The sequence below is a fragment of the Floridaenema fluviatile BLCC-F154 genome (genome assembly GCF_041929135.1).
Classification (GTDB): domain Bacteria; phylum Cyanobacteriota; class Cyanobacteriia; order Cyanobacteriales; family Aerosakkonemataceae; genus Floridanema; species Floridanema fluviatile.
The window spans coordinates 50,792-70,275 of the sequence record NZ_JBHFNS010000087.1 but is presented as its reverse complement, the minus strand read 5'-3'; the positions used below and the strand labels follow the sequence as shown (position 1 = coordinate 70,275).

General features: G+C 40.2%; 13 protein-coding genes. 9 read left to right on the top strand and 4 right to left on the bottom strand.

Annotated features, from left to right (window positions below):
• Positions 1-15 precede the first annotated feature (15 nt).
• The gene (gene rimO / locus ACE1B6_RS23870; protein WP_413259775.1) at positions 16-1,353 is read right to left on the bottom strand and encodes a 30S ribosomal protein S12 methylthiotransferase RimO; all 1,338 of its coding nucleotides are present in this window, start codon (positions 1,351-1,353) and stop codon (positions 16-18) included.
• A gap of 916 nt (positions 1,354-2,269) precedes the next feature.
• Here rimO and ACE1B6_RS23865 point away from each other — a divergent pair.
• Positions 2,270-3,121: a protein kinase domain-containing protein gene (locus tag ACE1B6_RS23865; RefSeq protein WP_413259774.1), complete on the top strand. Its 852-nt coding sequence runs from the start codon at positions 2,270-2,272 to the stop codon at positions 3,119-3,121.
• 5 nt (positions 3,122-3,126) lie between these two features.
• The gene (locus tag ACE1B6_RS23860; RefSeq protein WP_413259773.1) at positions 3,127-5,787 is read left to right on the top strand and encodes a protein kinase domain-containing protein; all 2,661 of its coding nucleotides are present in this window, start codon (positions 3,127-3,129) and stop codon (positions 5,785-5,787) included.
• An 11-nt stretch (positions 5,788-5,798) separates the two neighbouring features.
• Here ACE1B6_RS23860 and ACE1B6_RS23855 read toward each other — a convergent pair whose 3' ends face one another.
• Together ACE1B6_RS23855 and ACE1B6_RS23850 are read right to left on the bottom strand one after the other, a co-directional pair.
• The gene (locus ACE1B6_RS23855) at positions 5,799-6,146 is read right to left on the bottom strand and encodes an NfeD family protein (RefSeq protein ID WP_413259772.1); all 348 of its coding nucleotides are present in this window, start codon (positions 6,144-6,146) and stop codon (positions 5,799-5,801) included.
• Positions 6,147-6,381: 235 nt separating this feature from the next.
• Positions 6,382-6,513, bottom strand: a complete 132-nt coding sequence (locus ACE1B6_RS23850; RefSeq protein ID WP_413259771.1) for a hypothetical protein — start codon at positions 6,511-6,513, stop codon at positions 6,382-6,384.
• Between the two features lie 38 nt (positions 6,514-6,551).
• Here ACE1B6_RS23850 and ACE1B6_RS23845 point away from each other — a divergent pair, with 38 nt between their 5' ends.
• On the top strand, positions 6,552-8,852 hold the full coding sequence (locus ACE1B6_RS23845) for an NB-ARC domain-containing protein (protein ID WP_413259770.1): 2,301 nt from the start codon (positions 6,552-6,554) through the stop codon (positions 8,850-8,852).
• Positions 8,853-8,890: 38 nt separating this feature from the next.
• Here ACE1B6_RS23845 and ACE1B6_RS23840 read toward each other — a convergent pair whose 3' ends face one another.
• Positions 8,891-9,445 carry a glycine-rich domain-containing protein gene (locus ACE1B6_RS23840; protein ID WP_413259769.1) on the bottom strand — a complete coding sequence of 185 codons (555 nt, stop codon included), beginning with the start codon at positions 9,443-9,445 and terminating at the stop codon, positions 8,891-8,893.
• Between the two features lie 428 nt (positions 9,446-9,873).
• Here ACE1B6_RS23840 and ACE1B6_RS23835 point away from each other — a divergent pair, with 428 nt between their 5' ends.
• The 6 genes from ACE1B6_RS23835 (at position 9,874) to ACE1B6_RS23810 (ending at position 19,386) form a co-directional block, all read left to right on the top strand.
• On the top strand, positions 9,874-11,484 hold the full coding sequence (locus tag ACE1B6_RS23835) for an NB-ARC domain-containing protein (protein ID WP_413259768.1): 1,611 nt from the start codon (positions 9,874-9,876) through the stop codon (positions 11,482-11,484).
• Positions 11,485-11,693: 209 nt separating this feature from the next.
• Entirely contained in the window at positions 11,694-12,542 is an 849-nt protein-coding gene (gene btpA / locus ACE1B6_RS23830) for a photosystem I biogenesis protein BtpA (protein WP_413259767.1), read from the top strand.
• 106 nt (positions 12,543-12,648) lie between these two features.
• Positions 12,649-13,590: a vitamin K epoxide reductase family protein gene (locus ACE1B6_RS23825; RefSeq protein ID WP_413259766.1), complete on the top strand. Its 942-nt coding sequence runs from the start codon at positions 12,649-12,651 to the stop codon at positions 13,588-13,590.
• Positions 13,591-13,940: 350 nt separating this feature from the next.
• Complete coding sequence (locus ACE1B6_RS23820) at positions 13,941-15,608, top strand: alkaline phosphatase family protein (RefSeq protein ID WP_413259765.1); 1,668 nt, start codon at positions 13,941-13,943, stop codon at positions 15,606-15,608.
• A 215-nt stretch (positions 15,609-15,823) separates the two neighbouring features.
• Positions 15,824-17,365, top strand: coding sequence for a GumC family protein (locus ACE1B6_RS23815; protein WP_413259764.1), 1,542 nt, complete (start codon positions 15,824-15,826; stop codon positions 17,363-17,365).
• Between the two features lie 374 nt (positions 17,366-17,739).
• Positions 17,740-19,386, top strand: a complete 1,647-nt coding sequence (locus ACE1B6_RS23810) for an alkaline phosphatase family protein (protein ID WP_413259763.1) — start codon at positions 17,740-17,742, stop codon at positions 19,384-19,386.
• Positions 19,387-19,484: the final 98 nt, after the last annotated feature.

Sequence of the window (19,484 nt, the reverse complement as noted above, 5' to 3'; positions counted from 1 at the left end):
TTCGCTAAATAGCTATTAGCTAGTTGTGTGACCGTAGAGGTCGTATATGTCTGCGTCGGTAATTTTTACACTGACAATTGAACCCAGTGCGGCATTACCCGTGACGTAGACTAGTCCATCGACTTCTGGTGAAAACCTGGCTGAGCGACCGATTAATTCCCCAGTACTGGGGTTTTCCTGCTCAATTAGGACATCTACTATTTTCCCAATTGATTGTTGATTCTTTTTCTGGGAAATAGGTTGTTGAACTCGCATCAGGATATCCCGACGCTCATCCATCACAGATTGGGATAATTGATTCGGCAAACTGTATGCTGGGGTTCCTTCTTCTGGAGAGAAGGTAAATACACCTACATGATCGAACTCGTGGCGCTGAACAAATTGTACTAGGTGCTGGAAATGCTCCTCTGTTTCTCCCGGAAACCCAACGATAAAGGTTGTCCGTAAAATGGCCTGTGGCAGCGCCTCTTTAATTCTATCAATGATTGAGTCATTTACTCGCCCTTGCCAAGGACGATTCATGGCTCTCAAAATTTCGGGATGAGAATGTTGTAAGGGAAGATCTAAGTAGGGTAACAGGTTTGCTGTTTCCTGAAAGGCTTGAATTACCTTTGGAGTTAATCCGGTGGGATAGGCGTAATGTACGCGAATCCACGGTACTTCTACTTCTCCCAAGGCTCGCAGTAGTTCTGCTAACTTTGGTTCGCCGTAAATGTCCACTCCGTAGTTAGTGGTAATTTGGGAAATCAGGATAATTTCTTTTACGCCTTCCGTTACCAGTCGCTTGGCTTCGGCAACGATCGATTCTATTGTACGCGATCGCTGATCTCCTCTCAAATGGGGAATAATACAAAACGCGCAGCGGTAATCACACCCTTCGGCTACCCGCAAATAAGCTACTGCTTCTGGTGTGGTCCGGTAGCGGGGAATATTCTCGTCAGCTATAAAAGTCGGCGCTGGGGAAATCTCGGTAACTTTTTCTCCTTGCTGTACTTGCTGAATTACATTGACAATCTTGTGATAATCACCAGTACCGACGACGGCTACTGCTTCTCCTGTCTGGTTTTCTTGTTTTTGGAAACCTTCGAGTAGCTCATCTTGGAAGTGTTGCGCCATGCACCCGGTGATTACTACCTTTTTGCCAGTCTCCACCAATTCAGCAATGGTACGCACGGATTCTTCCCGTGCTGCTTGAATAAAGCTGCACGTATTTACAATCACGTAATCTGCTAAGTCTTCGTTGCTGTCAACCTGGTATCCTGCTTGTACTAGCAGTCCCAGTATGTGTTCGCTATCGATGCGGTTTTTTTCACATCCTAGATGATTAATTGCAATCGTTGGCTGTTGGCCCATTGTGTGCGGCATTCGCAAATTGAAAAGGTTCGTTCTAATCGTTCGTTAGTCGCTTTCCAGCTGTCAGACTTTAGTTTTGGCAAACTTGGTCTTTCGGCTGGGGATGCGATCGATAACGGAGCGATAGGTCGTTCCTTTTCACAGTCTACTGCAATGAGTAACCTGGTTTAACTCACAGGCGCTCGGCATCCTTTTGGGGTGGCCTGCATCCTGCGCGATCGCATCTAGGTGAGTAATTGAATCGTAGCGCAAAATTAACATTCTCAACATATCTAAACAAAAAATTTTTGGCCGATTTTCTTAAATATTCATGTAAATCTTCATAAATTAAAGCTATGAAAAGCAATACGGTTAAATATTTTTTTTGAGAAAGCTCAAAACTTAAAATTGCTTATTTGAATCATTTTTACTCTAAAATCCTCTGTTTAACCCAAAAATGTTTTGTAAATTTATTTTGACTTTTTTTGTAAATCAAGAGAATTTGTAACTACTAGCTGCCAAACTCAGGTAAAAAGAGTTAAGTTAGGTGAATTTTGCCATTGTGGTTTTTCTCCTCCCCTGCTCCCCTGCTCCCCTGCTTCCCTGCTTCCCTGCTTCCCCAGTGGGGCTGGTATTGTGAGAAATTCTGTGCCACACTGTTCTTATAGGTATGTATATCAATGTATTTCGGGCGATCGTCACCGGAACAAATGTAACTCAGTTTGTGAGCTTTGGTTACGTACCATACATAAACTGAGTCTGAAATGTGCTTAATAATCACCACCTCGATCGTCAAAGACTAATTTTTCCCGACTCTCAGAGGAAAAGTTTCTTAACTGCAAAACTAAATAACTTAACGCTCATTGAGTTAAATAACCCAATAAATTTATAAGATTAAGAAAGAAAAACTAAGATAACTGATTTGCTATGTAACTATATGGTTGAAGCTGAAGACATAATCGGTGGACGTTACCAAATCGTAAAACTAATAGGTAAAGGCGGATTTGGTGAAACTTATTTAGCTGAAGATCAACATCTTCCCGACAATCCTAAATGCGTTGTCAAAAAACTCATATTTCGTTATTGCGACAAAGCTAGAGAATTATTTGAACGGGAAGCAAAAGTACTTTACCGTTTAGGAGAACATCCCCAAATTCCTTTTCTATTTGCTTATTTCCAAGAAAAACAATATTTTTACTTAGTGCAGGAATTCATTGATGGATTAGAGCTAAATAAAATAATTGAAGAAGGGAAAAATTTTTCAGAGTTCCAAGTAATTTCCTTACTCCGAGAAATCCTCGAAATTTTAGTATTTGTACATCAAAATCAAATAATCCATCGTGACATCAATCCTAAAAATTTAATACGTCGCCATACTTTAGATCCTCAACTTCTCGAAGAAGTCGGGGATGTCAAAGGGGATCTTTGTTTAATTGATTTTGGAGCAGTAAAAGAAGTATGTCAAGTTGATGCTCAAGGACAAACTCAGCTAACCGTAGCTGTAGGTACTCCGGGATATATACCTGACGAACAAGCTAATGGTAAGCCTAGACTTTCTAGTGATATTTACGCATTGGGAATTATGGGAATTCAAATGTTAACAGGAGTACATCCAATTAATTTTCAAGAAGATCCAGATACTAGGAAAATAATCTGGCGAAATCAAGTCAAAATTAGACCGGAGTTAGCCAACATTTTAGACAAAATGGTACATAATGATTGGCGTAAACGCTATCCTTCGGCAATACAAGCTTTAGAAGATCTTGAAATTTTAGCAACTTCTGGATAGAAATCATGATAGGGGAACTTATTCAGGGGCGCTACTTTTTGTATAAGCAATTAGGTAGGGGAGGATTTGGTGAAACTTATCTTGCTAAAGATCAATTTGAACCCCAAAACTCGCCTTGTGTAGTGAAAAAAATCATGCTTCCTTCCAATGAACCAGATGTTTTAGAGAAAGCAAGGATGCGATTTGAACGGGAAGCGGAAGCATTGAAAAAGTTAGGGATTCATCCTCAAATTCCCAAATTGTACACTTATTTTGAGAGGGAAGAAGAGTTTTATTTAGTTCAAGAATATATTAATGGAGATGATTTAAAAAAAGAGATAAAAGAAGGTGAGACTTGGAGTGAATATCGAGTTATCCAGTTTTTAAAAGAAGTATTAAAAATTTTAGAATTTGTTCATCAAGAAGGAATTATTCATCGAGATGTCAATCCAAAAAATTTAATTAGACGGAAAGCTGATGGCAAATTAGTATTAATTGACTTTGGCGCAGTTAAAGATAATTTAGGTGCATCCCCGCGAAACATAAAAAGTACGATGACAGTTGGTACTCCGGGTTATATGCCTAACGAACAAGCTGGCGGTAGTCCGAAATTATGCAGCGATATTTATGCTGTTGGAATGATGGGAATTCAGGCACTTACTGGGCTATCTGTTAATCAATTAGAAGAAGATCCTCACACAGCGGAAATTGTTTGGAAGCATCGAGCAAAAATTAGTAAAACATTAGAAGTTGTTTTAGAAAAAATGGTGCGTTCTTATTTTCGCGATCGCTACCAATCAGCAATAGAAGCACTAACAGCTTTAAATAAAGTCCCAATTCCCAAACCAGAAGAATTACCATCACTAGTAAAAAATCCTCGTCTACTTTTACCAAAAAAACTGCCAAAATTACCGGAAAAGCTGCCAGAATTGGGGAAAAAAGCTACCCTACCCTTGCCGGAAAACCCGCCAGAATTGAGGGAAAAACCTGTCAATCCACCACCAGCAAAACCGCAACGCCAAACTAAAAACATTACTCCTAATTCGCGGTTAATGGGGAGATATGAAATTATTCAAAGTTTGGGAAGTGGAATGTTTGGTAAAACTTATTTAGCGAGAGATGAAGATACCAAGGATAAACCATTATGTGTTGTCAAAATATTTCAGTTAAAAAATCTTGAAACTTCGGCATTGCCAGCCGCGAGAGAGATATTTAAAAGCCAAGTAAAAGTTTTATATGAGTTAGCAAAAAATCCTGAGTTCCCAACTCTTTTAAATCACTTTGAAGTTAACCAACAGTTTTATTTAATTTTAGAATTTATTCCAGGTAATAGTTTAGCAAAAGAACTAATAACTGGACAAGCTTTATCGATGGGAAGAGTTTATGAATTATTGCGCGAAATCTTGGAAGTTTTAGCAGTTTTGCATAAACAAAATATAATTCATGGCAATCTTAGCTGTCAGCATTTACTGAGAAGGGAAGCAGATGAGAAGTTAGTTTTAATTGATTTTGGGATGATTAAACAAATTAATACTGTTACTAATTCTGCTGCATCGATTTGGGAAATTAGTGCTTCTGGTTATGTTGCACCGGAACAAAAACAAGGTAATCATAAGTTAAACAGCGATCTTTATGCTGTAGGTATGATGGGGATTCAAGGGTTAACAGGATTACCTCCGAGATTGATCCAGCAACGTATAAATGCTGGAGAAAAAGAGTTTAATTGGCGCAATGCTTGGCAAGAAAAATCTCCAGAAATTATTCCCGAAATGGCAGATATTTTAGATAAAATGATTTCTCCTAATTGGGAAGAACGCTATCAATCAGCGACGGAAGCATTGAGAGCTTGGAAAAAGTTATCTGATAGTTGGTTAGGAATTGGAAATACTTTATGTTTTAAGAAAAAGTTTGCCGAAGCGATCGCCTCCTACAACGAAATCCTCAAAAAAATGCCAGAGTTTTATCGAGCTTGGCATCAAAAGGGTAAAGCATTAGCGAAGTGGGGGAAATACCAAGAGGCGATCGAATCTTTTCAAGAAGCAATCAAAATTAATCCGAAGTATTATAACTCTTTCTATGAAATCGGCAATGTTTTAATAGAATTGCATCAGTATGAATCAGCGATTAATAAGTATGAAAAAGCTTTACAAATCAAGATGGATTTTGCCGAAGCTTGGTATGCTAAAGGGAAAGCTTGGTTGGCTTTAGAAGATTGGGAAAAGGCGATCGCAGCTTACGAAGCAGCCTTACATATTCAACCAGAATATTATGAAGCTAAATGTGGAATTGGTGATATCAAAGCTAAATTACAGCAGTTCAAAGCAGCTTTAGCCGCTTATGAAGATGCCATTACCATCAAAAAAGCGTGTTGTCATGAAGCTTGGTACGGCAAAGCACAAATGTTGGAGGCTTTATCTAATTACGAAGCAGCATTAAAAGCCTACCAAAAAGCTACAGAAATGAAAGATAGACACCATGAAGCTTGGTATGGTAGAGGCAAAATGTTAGAACAATTAGCAGATTATGAAACCGCAATCCGTGCTTATAAAAAAGCAGTTCAAATTCAACCAAATTTTACTTTAGCAATAGAAGCTTTAGAGCGTCTGGAAAACCGAAATACACTAAAATGGTTGAGATACTTTAATAAGTTTCCCAACCCTTTACGCAAAAATGATTATGAAAATTGAGTATTTTGAGATTAAAGGGAATATGCGGGAACGACAAACAAAGTTAGTTCATATCGCGCTTTTACTAAAACAATTTGTCCAGCACTAATTGGAACTTCTGCTTCCGATCGCGCTTTCCAAGAAGTTCCTTGATAAAAAATTCTTCCAGAACCACCAGCCGGAATATCAGTTTCCGCTAAACCTTCTATAGGTTCTTTAAATAGAGAAAGTTTAATTTTTTGTACAGCAATTAGTTGGTGATTATGGTCATATTTAAATTCTAAACGTTCATCATCGCGCAACCGACTGACATCAAAAACAATTGGTTCATGTTCCAAAGAATTATTTCCGCGATCGGCTTTTCCAAATAACTTATTCATTGGTGAAATTTCCTCCTAAAAAAATGCAGATGTATATCTAAAGAAAAAACCAAACAAAATAGAGCTAAATTAGCATCTATCTCATTTGGTTTATCCCAAAGGAGACTGGTTGGCATAAAAAGCAGTTGAAACTTTTATTCTTGACTAACTTTTAACTGCTTACCCAATATTCATTACGACAAGACTGCAAAATAACTGACTCATGCTTCGATTCACCTGATATATTCGTCAGGCATTACAATAAGGGAACAAGTATCATTAGCTCGGTTTTAGTGCGGTTTTTGCCAAACAAAGAAACGTTAGGTAACAACACAGGTGAAAACTGAGCAATTACAGGATAAGGTAAATCAAGCTTGAATGTCAACATTTTTGAGTACAAACTGAATAATTAATGAGAAATTGAGCATGGCAGTCACACTTAAAGCTTCTAAAGAAGGGTTAGAAATGGTCGATCGCGCCAGACGGAAACGCGGCTGGGCCAAAGCTGACGGAGAATGGTGCCAAGTCTCCCAGACTGCGCCAGCCAGCTTAAAACGGTTTTGGCGGGGAATGTTGATTAGAAGAGATACCTTTATCGCTATTTGTCAGGCAGTGGGGATGGATTGGCAAGAAATTGCCGATTTATCGGAGATAGAGGAAAAACCAGATAATCCCAGAGTTGCAAAATCTACTCAGTTATTGCTCACTAAATCGCTGTCGGCAAAGACCATTTACCAAAATCTACCCGCTAGAGAGTACAACACTTTTGTTGGTCGGCAAGTAGAATTAAACAGGTTAATGGAACTGCTTTCTTACCAACATTCAGCACATTTAATTAGTGTGGATGGCATTGGCGGAGTGGGTAAAACTACTTTAGTTTTAGAAGCAGCTTATCAATGTTTAAGTACTAGTAATAGTGTTGATATTTCTGCCAATATTTCAACCTTTGAAGCAATAATTTTCACTTCGGCTAAACAGAATTATTTAACTTCTGCTGGCCCTTTGCAACGGTTAAAAAGAGATAGTCAACTGCGGGATATTTTTCGAGCGATCGCTAATACTTTAGATCGCCGAGATATCACCCACGCCGATCCCAAAGATCAACTAGAGCGCACTAGAGAATCTTTATCTCGACAACGCACTTTACTCATAGTTGATAACTTAGAAAGCATAGAAGATAAAGACAATGTATTGTCATTTTTGTACGACTTACCAGCTACGGTTAAAGTTGTAATTACGACTCGCGATCGTGCTTTATTTGTCCCTATTCGCTTAAACTCCTTACCAGAAACAGATAGTTTACAACTAATTGAAAATCAAAGTTTAGAAAAAGGAGTGATTCTTTCCCCAGCAGAAGCTAAGGAACTTTACCAAATAACTAGCGGTATTCCAGCTGCGATCGTTTATGCCATTGGTCAATTAGCAGCTGGTTATATTTTAAAAGATGTTATCGCCAAAATCACCCAAGCAACAGGCGACGTTGCCCATTTTTGTTTCCAATCTTCCGTAACTCCGTTAACTGGAAAACCTGCTCATTTAATATTAATGGCATTAGCCATGTTTTCTCAAGCTGCTACTAGAGAAGCGATCGCTTTTGTCGCTTTACCTAATGCCGATCCTATTGCTACATCTGACGGTTTAGCAAGATTGCAACAATTATCTTTAGTCGCTCAGCGAGAAGGGTATTATGATATGATTCCCTTGACTCGAAGATATGCGATCGCTCAATTAGCTGCTTATCCCGAATTTGAATCAGAAGCTAGAGAACGCTGGATTAATTGGTATCAAAAATTCACCCAAGAATCTAGCTGTAATTGGAAAGAATGGCACATTGGAAATGGTAATTTAGAAGGAGAATGGTCAAATATCCAAGCGGTTTTAGAATGGTGTATTGCTCAGAATAGATATTCTGATTTTCGGGAAATTTGGCCCCATATAAAAGGCTATATTCATGTACGTGGTTATTGGGACGATCGCTTAACTTGGAGTAATTGGCTAATTCAAGAAGCCGAACAAAGATGTGATTGGTTCGCTCTTGCTGAAGCCATGTTAGAACGCAGTAAAACTCTCAGTTTAATGGGTCAACCCAAACAGTTACAAGAAGCCGATCTATTGTTAACTAAAGCCTGGGAATTAATTAATAAGAGTCAGCAAACCGAAGGAAATTTAAAAAGTGCGGCTAACTTTTCCCTAAAATTTGATTTAGGAATTAGTCTTGCTGTCTTGCGAATTCGCCAACAGAAATTTACTGAATCCCAAACCTGGTTAGAACAACAAAAAAACCTTTTAACCCAAGCAGAATTAGCAGAGGAAAAGCAGCGTTACTTTAGGATTCACATCTTCTATTATCAAGCTGAAATTTGTTACAAAAGTGGGAATTATCTAGAGGCAAAAGCCCTTTATGAACAGGCACTTTCTTTAGCTGAATCAGTTGGGTGGTTGCGATCGATTATTTACAGCCAACATTGGTTAGCCGATGTAGAAATTGCACTGGGAAACTTAACCACAGCCCAGAAATTATTAGAAGATGGACTTCCCGTATCAGAACGCTACAAAGATCAACGTTGTACCGCTTGCTATCAACGTTCTTTAGCTAAATTAGAACAACTGCGCGGAAACTTACAAGAATCTCGTCATTGGGCAGAATTAGCATTACATGGTTTTGACAATTTGGGCATGAAACCAGAAGTAGAAGAAATGCAGAAATTTTGGCAATCAATTATCTAGATCCCCGACTTCTCCAAGAAGTCGGGGATCTAGAAACATTAAACTATCTCATCAATAGAGAAGTTAATATGAGGACGGTTTTGCCCAGAATTACCTCGACGTAAAACGCAAGCAGAAGGGTTTTCTGAATTACCGCGACCTTGCAAAGTACAAGCTTGTCCGCTAGCAATCTTTTTGTTTAATTCATCTGTGAATTGTGTAATATCAGTAGCAAAATGTTTTTGGAAAAGTAATCGAGTTTGAGCAAAAGCTTGTTGCCAATTTTTCCGATCGCAAATCCCCCGCAAACCATAATAAGGGAAATGATGAATAAATTCCCCAAACAACATTTGACAATCAGCCGCATACTTATCAGTATCTAAAATATGGTGATGCCAAACTTGGTCAATTTCTGCTGTGGGAACTATTGGTTGATTGGGATAAAGATAAATCAAGCTGAGAAACATTAAGTAACGAGCGATCGCTTGCTTAGTTCTTGCCTTCGTCCACCCCAAACCCTTTTCTCGGTGCATTAATTTATAAGCAATTGGCCCCAAATCCAATTGTTTCAGCTTTTGACGAAACTCAGCGTGTTCCCCTGATAAAGATTTCACAGTTTTGCTCCTCTGTTTTGGTAGATTATGAATTCACAAGTTTCATTAAATTCACAATAAAGCAGAATTCCCAGATCGTCAACATGAATTTTGTGAATTTTAAGTAAAGGAAGGCAACTCAGATCTCAATACTGCTCGGTTAAGAGTAGGGGCGAAGCATTCGGGCGACAATTTATGACTCAAACCCTAGATTTTCTGTCCGAATGCTTCGCCCCTACAAAGGCAAAAAATGCTTAACCGAGAAGTATTGACTCAGATCTGGCAGCAATGAAGGTAGAACCTCCTTCACTTCGTTCCCAGGTCGAACCTGGGAACAAGAAGAAACATACTCTTTAGTCCGCGTAGGCGGACTTTGTTTCTGTAGCACGTATTTCAATCGCCATCTTTCTTGGGTATAATAATTTCATTGGGCATGAACTCACAAAAATATGCGTGCAGATGAATTCACGGAAAAATGGCAGAGTTTGACGGCAAAACCCCGAAGCGTCCTGATGCTTCTGCTAGAAGGGAAAAGCGATGAAGAGATTGCGAACAGCGTAGATGCCAAGCTGCCAACCATTCGCAAGCATATTCAAATGTTATGCGATCGCTTTGAAATTCCCCGTGAAATTGACAGCATTAAACGCAACCGTCGAGAAGATTTAATGGCGCTGTTTGCCTCACACAAACCAGAGTTAGTCAGTCAAAACATTGCCCCTAGCAGGGATAAACTCGCCCTAGCCAGCAAACAACCACCAATTTCACAAACCCCACAAGTTCAGCAAAATTGGGGAAATGCACCAGATGTGTCAGTATTCTACGATCGCCAAGCAGAACTAGCGACCTTGAAACAATGGATTGTTGATAATCAGTGTCGTTTGGTAGCAATTTTAGGCATCGGAGGAATCGGTAAAACAGCACTGGCTACCAAGTTAGCTCAAGAAATTCAAGATGATTTTGAGTATTTAATTTGGCAATCATTACACAAACCGCGATCGCTCAAACAACTGATTACTGAACTGATCCAATTTATATCAGGACAAGCAAAACCTGATGTAGCTAACGATGAAGAAGAAATAATTTCTCAACTTATACAATTTTTCAAACAACACCGTTGTCTAATCATCTTAGATAGTTTAGAATTCATCCTGAAAAATCAAGAATTTGCCGGATTTTATCAAGATAACTACCAAAACTATGGTAAATTTTTCCAAAGATTAGGCACAGAACCCCATCAAAGCTGCTTATTAACTACTAGTCGCGACAAATCCAGAGAAATCGCTTTACTTTCTGGTGAAAATAGCCCAGTTAGAGATTTGTCCCTAGAAGGATTACAACTAGAAGCCGCTAAAGAAATCTTACGAGAAAAAGGCTTGACTGGGGAAAATTACTGGAATCAACTAATCAAGTACTATCAGGGAAATCCTTTAGCTCTGAAAATGATTGCCACGCGAATTAAAGATTTACTTCAGGGTGATGTAGAAGCATTTTTTAAGCAAGGTTTATCCCTATTAACTCTTGATTTTGAAATGTTTTTAGAAGAGCAATTCGCTCGATTATCGGAGTTAGAAACAGCGATAATCTATCAACTGGCAATTGGCGATGAACCGATCGCGATTCCCTGGCTATTAGAGCATACTTGGTGGAGAGAATCACCAGAGCAAATCCAAAATGCGATCGAATCTTTATTAAGACGATCGTTAATTGAAACTACCAGCAACGGCTTAACCACTCAGCGAGTAGTTATGGAATACGTTAATAAACGTTTGATTGCGGAAATTATCGACGAAATCAGCCAAATAGAACAGAACAAAACTACACAAGGGATTAAAATTCTCAAAATCCATAAACTAGAAAAATATCATCACTCACCACAGCCGGAAAAAACAGTTACATCTGCGATGATTCCCGCATTGAAAAAGCGACTTAGTAAAAGCGGAATTAATGAAAATGATTTTCGAGAACAACTTCAGCGAATTCTGTCGATCCTAGCAACAGAATCTAATCCTGAAGTAGAACGCATAGCCGAAAATCTGAATTATTTAGCGAAAAAACTCTAGAAAAATTTTGCCTCAGCCTCCCAGTTACCCCGCCCCGATCTACCTCAACTACTAACTTGAATGACTGACACTTATCTTTTGGCGATGGGATACCCGAACCCTGATAAAATAGGTTAAATAAATCAACAGTCAGTAGTCACTATAAAACTCGTGACTAGTGACCAACTACCAGGACGCATTGACGAGTCCGAAAAAAAGCGAAAAATAACGTGGACTTGAAGCAAATTTTTAGGACACCAAATCCGATTATTGGAGTAGTTCATCTATTACCACTACCCACTTCCCCCCGCTGGGGAGGCAACCTAAAAGCAGTGATCGATCGCGCCGAACAAGAAGCCACAGCCTTGGCATCTGGCGGTGTCGATGGGATTATGGTGGAAAATTTCTTCGATGCGCCGTTTACTAACTCTCAGGTAGATCCAGCCGTAGTCAGCGCCATGACATTAGTAGTGGATCGAGTAATGAACTTGGTGACATTGCCAGTGGGAATCAACGTCTTGCGGAATGATGCCCACAGTGCTTTAGCGATCGCCAGTTGTGTCAAAGCTCAGTTTATCCGCGTCAACGTTCTGACAGGCGTAATGGCTACCGATCAAGGATTAATCGAAGGACAAGCGCATCAATTACTCAGATATCGCCGAGAATTAGGCAGCGATATCAAAATTTTGGCAGATGTGTTAGTAAAACACGCCAGACCGTTAGGTTCACCTAATCTCACCACAGCAGTACAAGATACGATCGAACGGGGATTAGCTGACGCAGTAATTTTATCTGGTTGGGCCACCGGTAGCCCCCCCAGTTTAGAAGACCTAGAGTTAGCCAAAGCCGCCGCCAACGACACCCCCGTATTTATCGGTAGTGGTGCTAATTGGGAAAATATTTCTACCTTGATGCAAGCAGCAGATGGCGTAATTGTCTCTAGTTCCTTAAAACGTCAAGGAAAACGCGATCAAGCAGTCGATCCAATTCGAGTGAGTCAATTTGTGGAAGCCATGCGGCATAGTGTATCTGGGAAACCTCACCCACACCCAATCTCGTCAGTAAAACTGCATTCTTAACCAGCTAACCAAGCTCAGAATGTTGAATTAAGGTCTATAGTTCACAATGGAAATTAATCGACAAACTATAACCAGATAGCAACAGATAGCAAGGCTCGAAAATACTATGACTCGCCGACGTACTACTCCTTGGATTCATCGTTGGTCGCGCATTCTGATTGCTGCGATCGCCGTTTTAGGAATTTTAGACACAATTTACCTCACCCTAGTGGATTGGGGAGTACTCAAAGAAGCCCTTTGTCCCACTACTGGAATCATTGACTGTAACGCTGTGTTAAACAGTGACTACGCCAAAGTCTTTGGGATACCTTTATCAGTCTTAGGTTTCTTCGCCTACGCAGGTATGGCAGCTTTAGCACTAGGGCCATTACTAATTAACCCACAAGAACAAAAAGCCCTGCGTTCCCAAATGGAACAATTAACTTGGTTAGCCTTGTTTGCCGGGTCAACTGCTATGTTGTTCTTTAGCGGTTATCTGTTTTATTTAATGGCCTTCGCGATCGGAAAACTCTGTATTTATTGTCTGTTCTCAACCTTATTTTCGATCGCCCTATTTGTAATTACCTTATTCGGTCATGCCTGGGAAGATGTCGGTCAGCTATTTTTTACTGGTATTGTAGTCGGTATGATCGCCTTAATTGGCACACTTGGCATTTATGCCAGCGCCAGAACACCCACCACCGCTGGTAACACTACCACAGTAGGACAAGTTGGTGCCCCCATTCAAAATACCTCTGGCCCCGCAGAAATCGCTCTAGCACGCCATTTAACACAAGTTGGCGCAAAAAATTATGGTGCCTACTGGTGTCCCCACTGCCACGATCAAAAAGAATTATTTGGTAAAGAAGCTACTGCTGAACTAGATTACGTTGAGTGCGACCCAAAAGGTACAAATCCGCGACCAAAACTTTGTCAAGCCGCAAATATTAAAGGTTATCCCTCTTGGGTAATTAAAGGGCAATTGTACGAAGGTGTACAATCCTTGGAAAAACTCGCTGATTTAACAGATTACAAAGGCCCTCGTAACTTCAAAAACTCTCTGCGCTGAATATAGCATCTCTGAAAAGCAATTTCTGACAATTTTTTTACACTCTGGCGCTTAATTACCAGAGTGTTATTTTTTCTGAAATCTTTACCCCGGAACTACTCAGTGATTTTACTTAAGCTACTACTTCATCCCAGCTTTAAAACATTAGCCAAAAGCCGCAAAAAGTTTAAAGATTCAGTGAAGTTACTTAGGAAACATAGCCATTATTTCCAGACCTTCGTTATGATTTCCCAAGAATTGCATAACTAAAGGTTACTGCTATTTTGGTAATTGCATATTTATGGAAATACCAAAATAGCAGTAATGACTAGTATTGATATCAAATTAGGACACCCTTTGTTAATAGAACTATGAAACGCCCCGTAATTGCTATTGGCTTAGATGCAGCAGACCCAGTTTTACTAGAAAACTGGATGTCTCAGGGTCATCTGGAAAATTTACGTCGTTTGCGGGAACAAGGAGCATACACACACTTAAATACATTTGATTATTACAGAGCCGAAACTCCTTGGACAACTTTTCTCACAGGTTGCTCCCCGGAACAAACTGGTTACTGGGCACCGTTAAAACTTCGGGAAGGCACTTATAAAGTAGAAGAAGTTAACGCTTACGATTTTCAGGAGTTTTCACCATTTTATGCTTTAGGGGAAGATTTCCGGGTGGCAGTATTTGATATGCCACAGTCTGCCCTTGCCGAAAACGTAAATGGATTACAGGTGTTAGCTTGGGGAGCACACTCAGCTTTAACTCCCAGTCATTCCCAGCCTGCGGAACTATTAGATGATCTGATAAAAAAATATGGTGAGCATCCGGCATTTAATCAAGACAATGCTAACTGTTTAGATTTAGCAGGATTAGCAGAACTTCAGAAAAAACTAGAAATTGGCATTGCTCGCCGATCGGCAATTTGCCAAGATTTACTACAACAAGAAAACTGGGATTTATTTTTAACTATTTTCGGTGAAACTCATTCAGCTGGACATTATTTTTGGCATTTGAGCCAACCGGAACATCCTTTATATGATGTTTTAAATGCCAAGTCTGGACCCGATCGACTATTAGAAACTTTTGTCGCCGTAGACAAAGCCATTGGAGAAATCCTCAGCAAAGCACCAAAAGATGCCACCGTCCTAGTTTTTGCGGCTCACGGCATGGGTACAAATGTGATGGATTTACCCAGTATGTTCTTTTTACCAGAGTTGGTTTACAGACATAGTTTCCCTGGAAAATATGGCATTGCCAAGGGAGATTTAAACACAACTCCGGGAGAAGCGATCGCTGATGCCAAAACTAAAAAATGTTGGCTCAGAGCTATGTGGAACCTCAAATATGAAACTAATCCATTGAAAATGTTCTTACGGAAAAACTTGCCTTTAAAAGTTTTCCATCAATTAGAAATGTTATTTGGGGGTCGTCCGACACCGGATTTAATTTCACCTTTTGAATTACAGGAACAAGGCGATCCAATATACTTCCAACCTGCACTTTGGTATCAGCCATTTTGGTCACAAATGAAGGCTTTTGCCATTCCTAGTTATTCGGAAGGTTATATTCGGATTAACTTACAAGGTAGGGAACCAAATGGCATTGTGACACTAGATGAATATGATGCTGTTTGCGATGAACTGACTCAGATGCTTTATCAGCTGAAAGATGCTCGCACTGGTCAACCAATGGTGCAAAAGATTATTCGCACTCGTCAAGACGCTAGCGATCGAAATCCGAAATTACCTGATGCTGATTTAGTGGTGATTTGGCAAGAAGAAAACGCTACTGATGTAGTGGATAGCCCGGAATTTGGACGCATTGGCCCAGTGCCACATAATCGCACCGGAAGCCATCGAGCCAGGGGATTTTTCTTAGCTAAAAGCCCTGATATTACTCCTGGTTCAGAATTACCAGTGGGTCATGCTTTGGATTTAGCACCAACAATTTTAGAGTTAATGGGGGCAAGGATTCCTGAGTATTACCAAGGTAAACCAATGCTGGAAAAACCAGTAGCAGCGGCGGTTGTCTAAGCTAGTTTAGGGAAAGCATCTTTCGTAAAGTGTGAAGGAGAAAGTTTTATACCTTAGCCTTTACACTTTATTTTTCAATCTTGTTCGATCGTGACAATACGGGAATTGCATAACTATTTCATATCCGAGTCCAAGAGAAGACCAACCATATAATAATATTGAATAATATTGACATTATGCCGCCTGTACTGTAAATCAGTGGTAATAGTTGCACCATGACTAACATTCTCACCATCAACCGAAATTCCGACAAATCCAGATCCGGCTTAATTGCGTCTTGGTTGCCTTACTTAGCGATCGGAATCGTAACTAATGTAGTCATTTGGAGTTTAGCAATAGCTTACCTGAAAAGGACATCACCCAGTTATACCAGTGATTTTGCGATTAGTTTGCCTGCCACTGGCTCATCGGCTAATGTTAACGTACCCGGAGTCGGACAAGCTTCCGCTTCTAGCGAATCTCCTTATCAAATCAACTCGCAAGACCCCAGAGAAAACTATAAATTTCTGCTGACCAGCAAATCAGTCTTGAAAGCAGCAGCTAAGAAATTAAATATGCGTCCCGGTGAGTTTGGTCAACCGCGAGTCACAATCATATCTAATACCACCCTGATGAAAGTGGAATTAGCCGGAGATAGCCCAGAAATCGCCCAGAACAAAGCTAAAGCTTTGTTTGAAGCTTTACAAGAAAAGCTCGATCAACTCAGAGAGCAACAGATAGAACAACAAGACCGAGTTTTACAAGGAAGTTTGGCAGCTTCGGAATCTAAACTCAAGGAAGCGCAAAAACGACTTTCAGATTATAAAGTAGCTACAGCACTGAATTCTACTGGACAAATCACTAACTTAACCACCAATATTGAACAATTACGTAAACAAAAAGCCGAAGTAGTAGCCCAACAGCAACAAGCAACAGGACGGGCATTAGAGTTATCTAGTAATTTGAAAATTTCCTCTGAGCAAGCCTCAGAAGGTTTTGTGTTGCAAACAGATCCTATTTTTCAAAGGGCTTTCCAAGATTACAGCGAATCTAATGCAGCTTACAATAATTTGATGACTCGATTTTTACCCACTCATCCAGCTGTAGTAGAGGAAAAAGCTAAGCGCGATGGGGCGGAGAGATTACTATTAAGTCGAGCCAGTATCCTCTTAGGACGACCTGTAAACCAACAGATAATTGCTCAACTAAATCAAAATAATACTGGCTCTAATGGTTCTGCGAAAACTACCCTTTCCCAACAATTAGTCACCGCAGAAGCAGAAAAAGAGGGATTAACAGCACAAGCCAAAGCATTAGACCAACAAATTAGGCTACTTGAGGAGCGTTTGAAAAATCTGGGTAAGAAAGAATCTACGCTGGAGAATTTAGAAAGGGATGTGCGAACAGCTGAAGCTGTGTTTACCTCTACTCTGACTCGGTTGGATTTAGGTAAATCTACTGTCTCTGGCTCTTACCCGCAAACTCAGGTATTTTCGGAGCCGAGTTTATCTCGTTCTGCGACTTCGCCAAAACCGTTATTTGTGTTTGCTGGAGCAGCTTTGGGTTCATTATTCTGCTCAAATGGGATTTTACTACTCTGGTATTATCAACGCCGGAAGCGGCTTCGCCAGGACAAAAAAGCCAACTCTTTGGAAGAAACAATGTTACAGTCTGATTCCCTACCAGAGATGTTGGAATTGACGCAAAATAGCCAAGAGAGCGATAAGGCTCACCTGAATGGTAAACAGGAACGGGATGAAGCCAAAGTTGAAAGATAAACGGCTACCAACTATTTAGGACTTATGCACTGACAGTAACTATGGTGGAATGCTGCGTTACAGCAAGCCGAGTCTGTGGATGAAGAATTCTCGTGGCTTTAGACTGAGGAGTGTCAAACCTTTACAAAAGCTTAGCAATATCAGCAAAAACCCAGAAGTTTTCTAAAGAGTATGTAAAGAGTAAGGGAATTTATTGCAGTGTTTTTATGTAGTTGATTAATATCATTCAAGAACTTGGGCACAAAACTAATCACAAATCACCAAACTGTAATTTACTTATTAGTGAAGCAGTTAGCCCAAATTCTAGCCCAAAAATTATTAATCCAACTACTTGTGCAAATTCATAAGTAAATATTTTTCAGTAGGAGTTGATTGTGAAGCATCCTGTAATTGCAATTGGATTAGATTCCGCAGAGCCAGAGTTAATAGAAAAGTGGATGTCTGAAGGACATTTGAAAAACCTGGCAAGCTTGAAGCAGCAGGGAGCGTATGGTCGCCTGGTTAACATGGAATATTATAAAGGCGAATCAGCTTGGACAAATTTCCTCACTGGTTGCCTACCTCATAAAACAGGTTATTGGTCAAAATTTAATTTTAATCCACAAACTTATGAACCAAAAGTTAAAGGTTCATTTGGAGCATACGACTACAAGGAAATTCCACCTTTTTATGCCCTTGGTGATAAATATCGGGTGGCGATGTTCGATATGCCCCAAACTACTATTTCGGACAAGGTAAATGGGATTCAAGTAGTAGCTTGGGGTGCTCATGCACCGATGATTCACCGCAAATCTCAACCGGAAAATCTGGTTTTTGATTTGGTGAAGCAATACGGGGATCATCCAGCTGATACGCTGAATCACAGAGATCGTTCTGACTGGTACAATACCGCTTCTGTAGAAAAACTGAGAAAGGATTTGGAAGTGGGATTGGAACGTCGCACTGCGATTACTAAGGATTTACTGAGTCGGGAACGTTGGGATTTCTTCTTGACTGATATTGGGGAAACTCACACTGCCCAGCACTATTTCTGGCACTTGAGCCAACCAAGTCATCCGCTGTATAAGCTTACTGCCGATCCGAATCACGATCCTCTGCTGGAATATTTTGAGGCTGTCGATCGCTCTTTGGGAGAAATGTTAGCCGCTGCACCGGAAGATGCTCAAGTACTGGTATTCTCAGTTCACGGTCAAGGCGATAACTCCACCGATATTCTCAGCATGGTGGTACTCTCTGAGTTCTTGTATCGCTTTAGCTTCCCTGGCAAATATATGGTGAAGTCGCAACCAATGGGCTCACCATTGGGAGATCCCCAAGCTCCTCCTAACACGACAGAAGGTTGGTACAAACAATTACCAAATCTGAAATATGAGTCGGAATCAGTTAAATTACGCAAAGATATTCTGAAGGGTTTAGAACCAATTCTCCCAGGCAAAATTCATCGCCGTCTAGCCAAATTAATGGGTATGGCTCCCCCACCAATGAGCTATCACCCAACTAGCTGGTATCACAAGTATTGGTCGCAAATGAAAGCTTTTGCTTTACCTGGTTTCTCTGATGGTTATATTCGGATTAACCTCAAAGGTAGAGAGTCTAAAGGTGTGGTTTCTTTGGCAGAATACGATGCGGTTTGTAATGAATTAATCGCACAATTACATCAATTAGTTGATGCCAGAACTGGCGAACCAGTGGTTAAGGAAGTAATTCGCACTCGCGAAAATCCAATGGATACCAATCCTAAGTTACCAGATGCAGATTTGGCGGTAATTTGGGGAGACAATGCGGTAGATACGGTTGATAGTCCGAAATATGGTCGGATTGGGCCGATTTTCTTTAACCGTACTGGTGCTCACCGAGCTAGAGGTTTTGTAGTTGCTAAAGGGCCGGGAATTGAGGCTGGTTCGACTTTAACAGAAGCTCACGCGATCGATTTAGCTCCGACAATTTTGGAACTCATGGGCGCACCAATTCCTGAATATATGGATGGTAAACCTTTGCTGAAAACCAAAGTTTTGGTTTAATTCCAAAAGCATCTTCTAGTTCTTGGGAGATTGAGGGCTTGTGTAGTCAGAAATAATTCACAAGCCCTCTACTTAAAAACAGCAATTTAAAGTCAAAT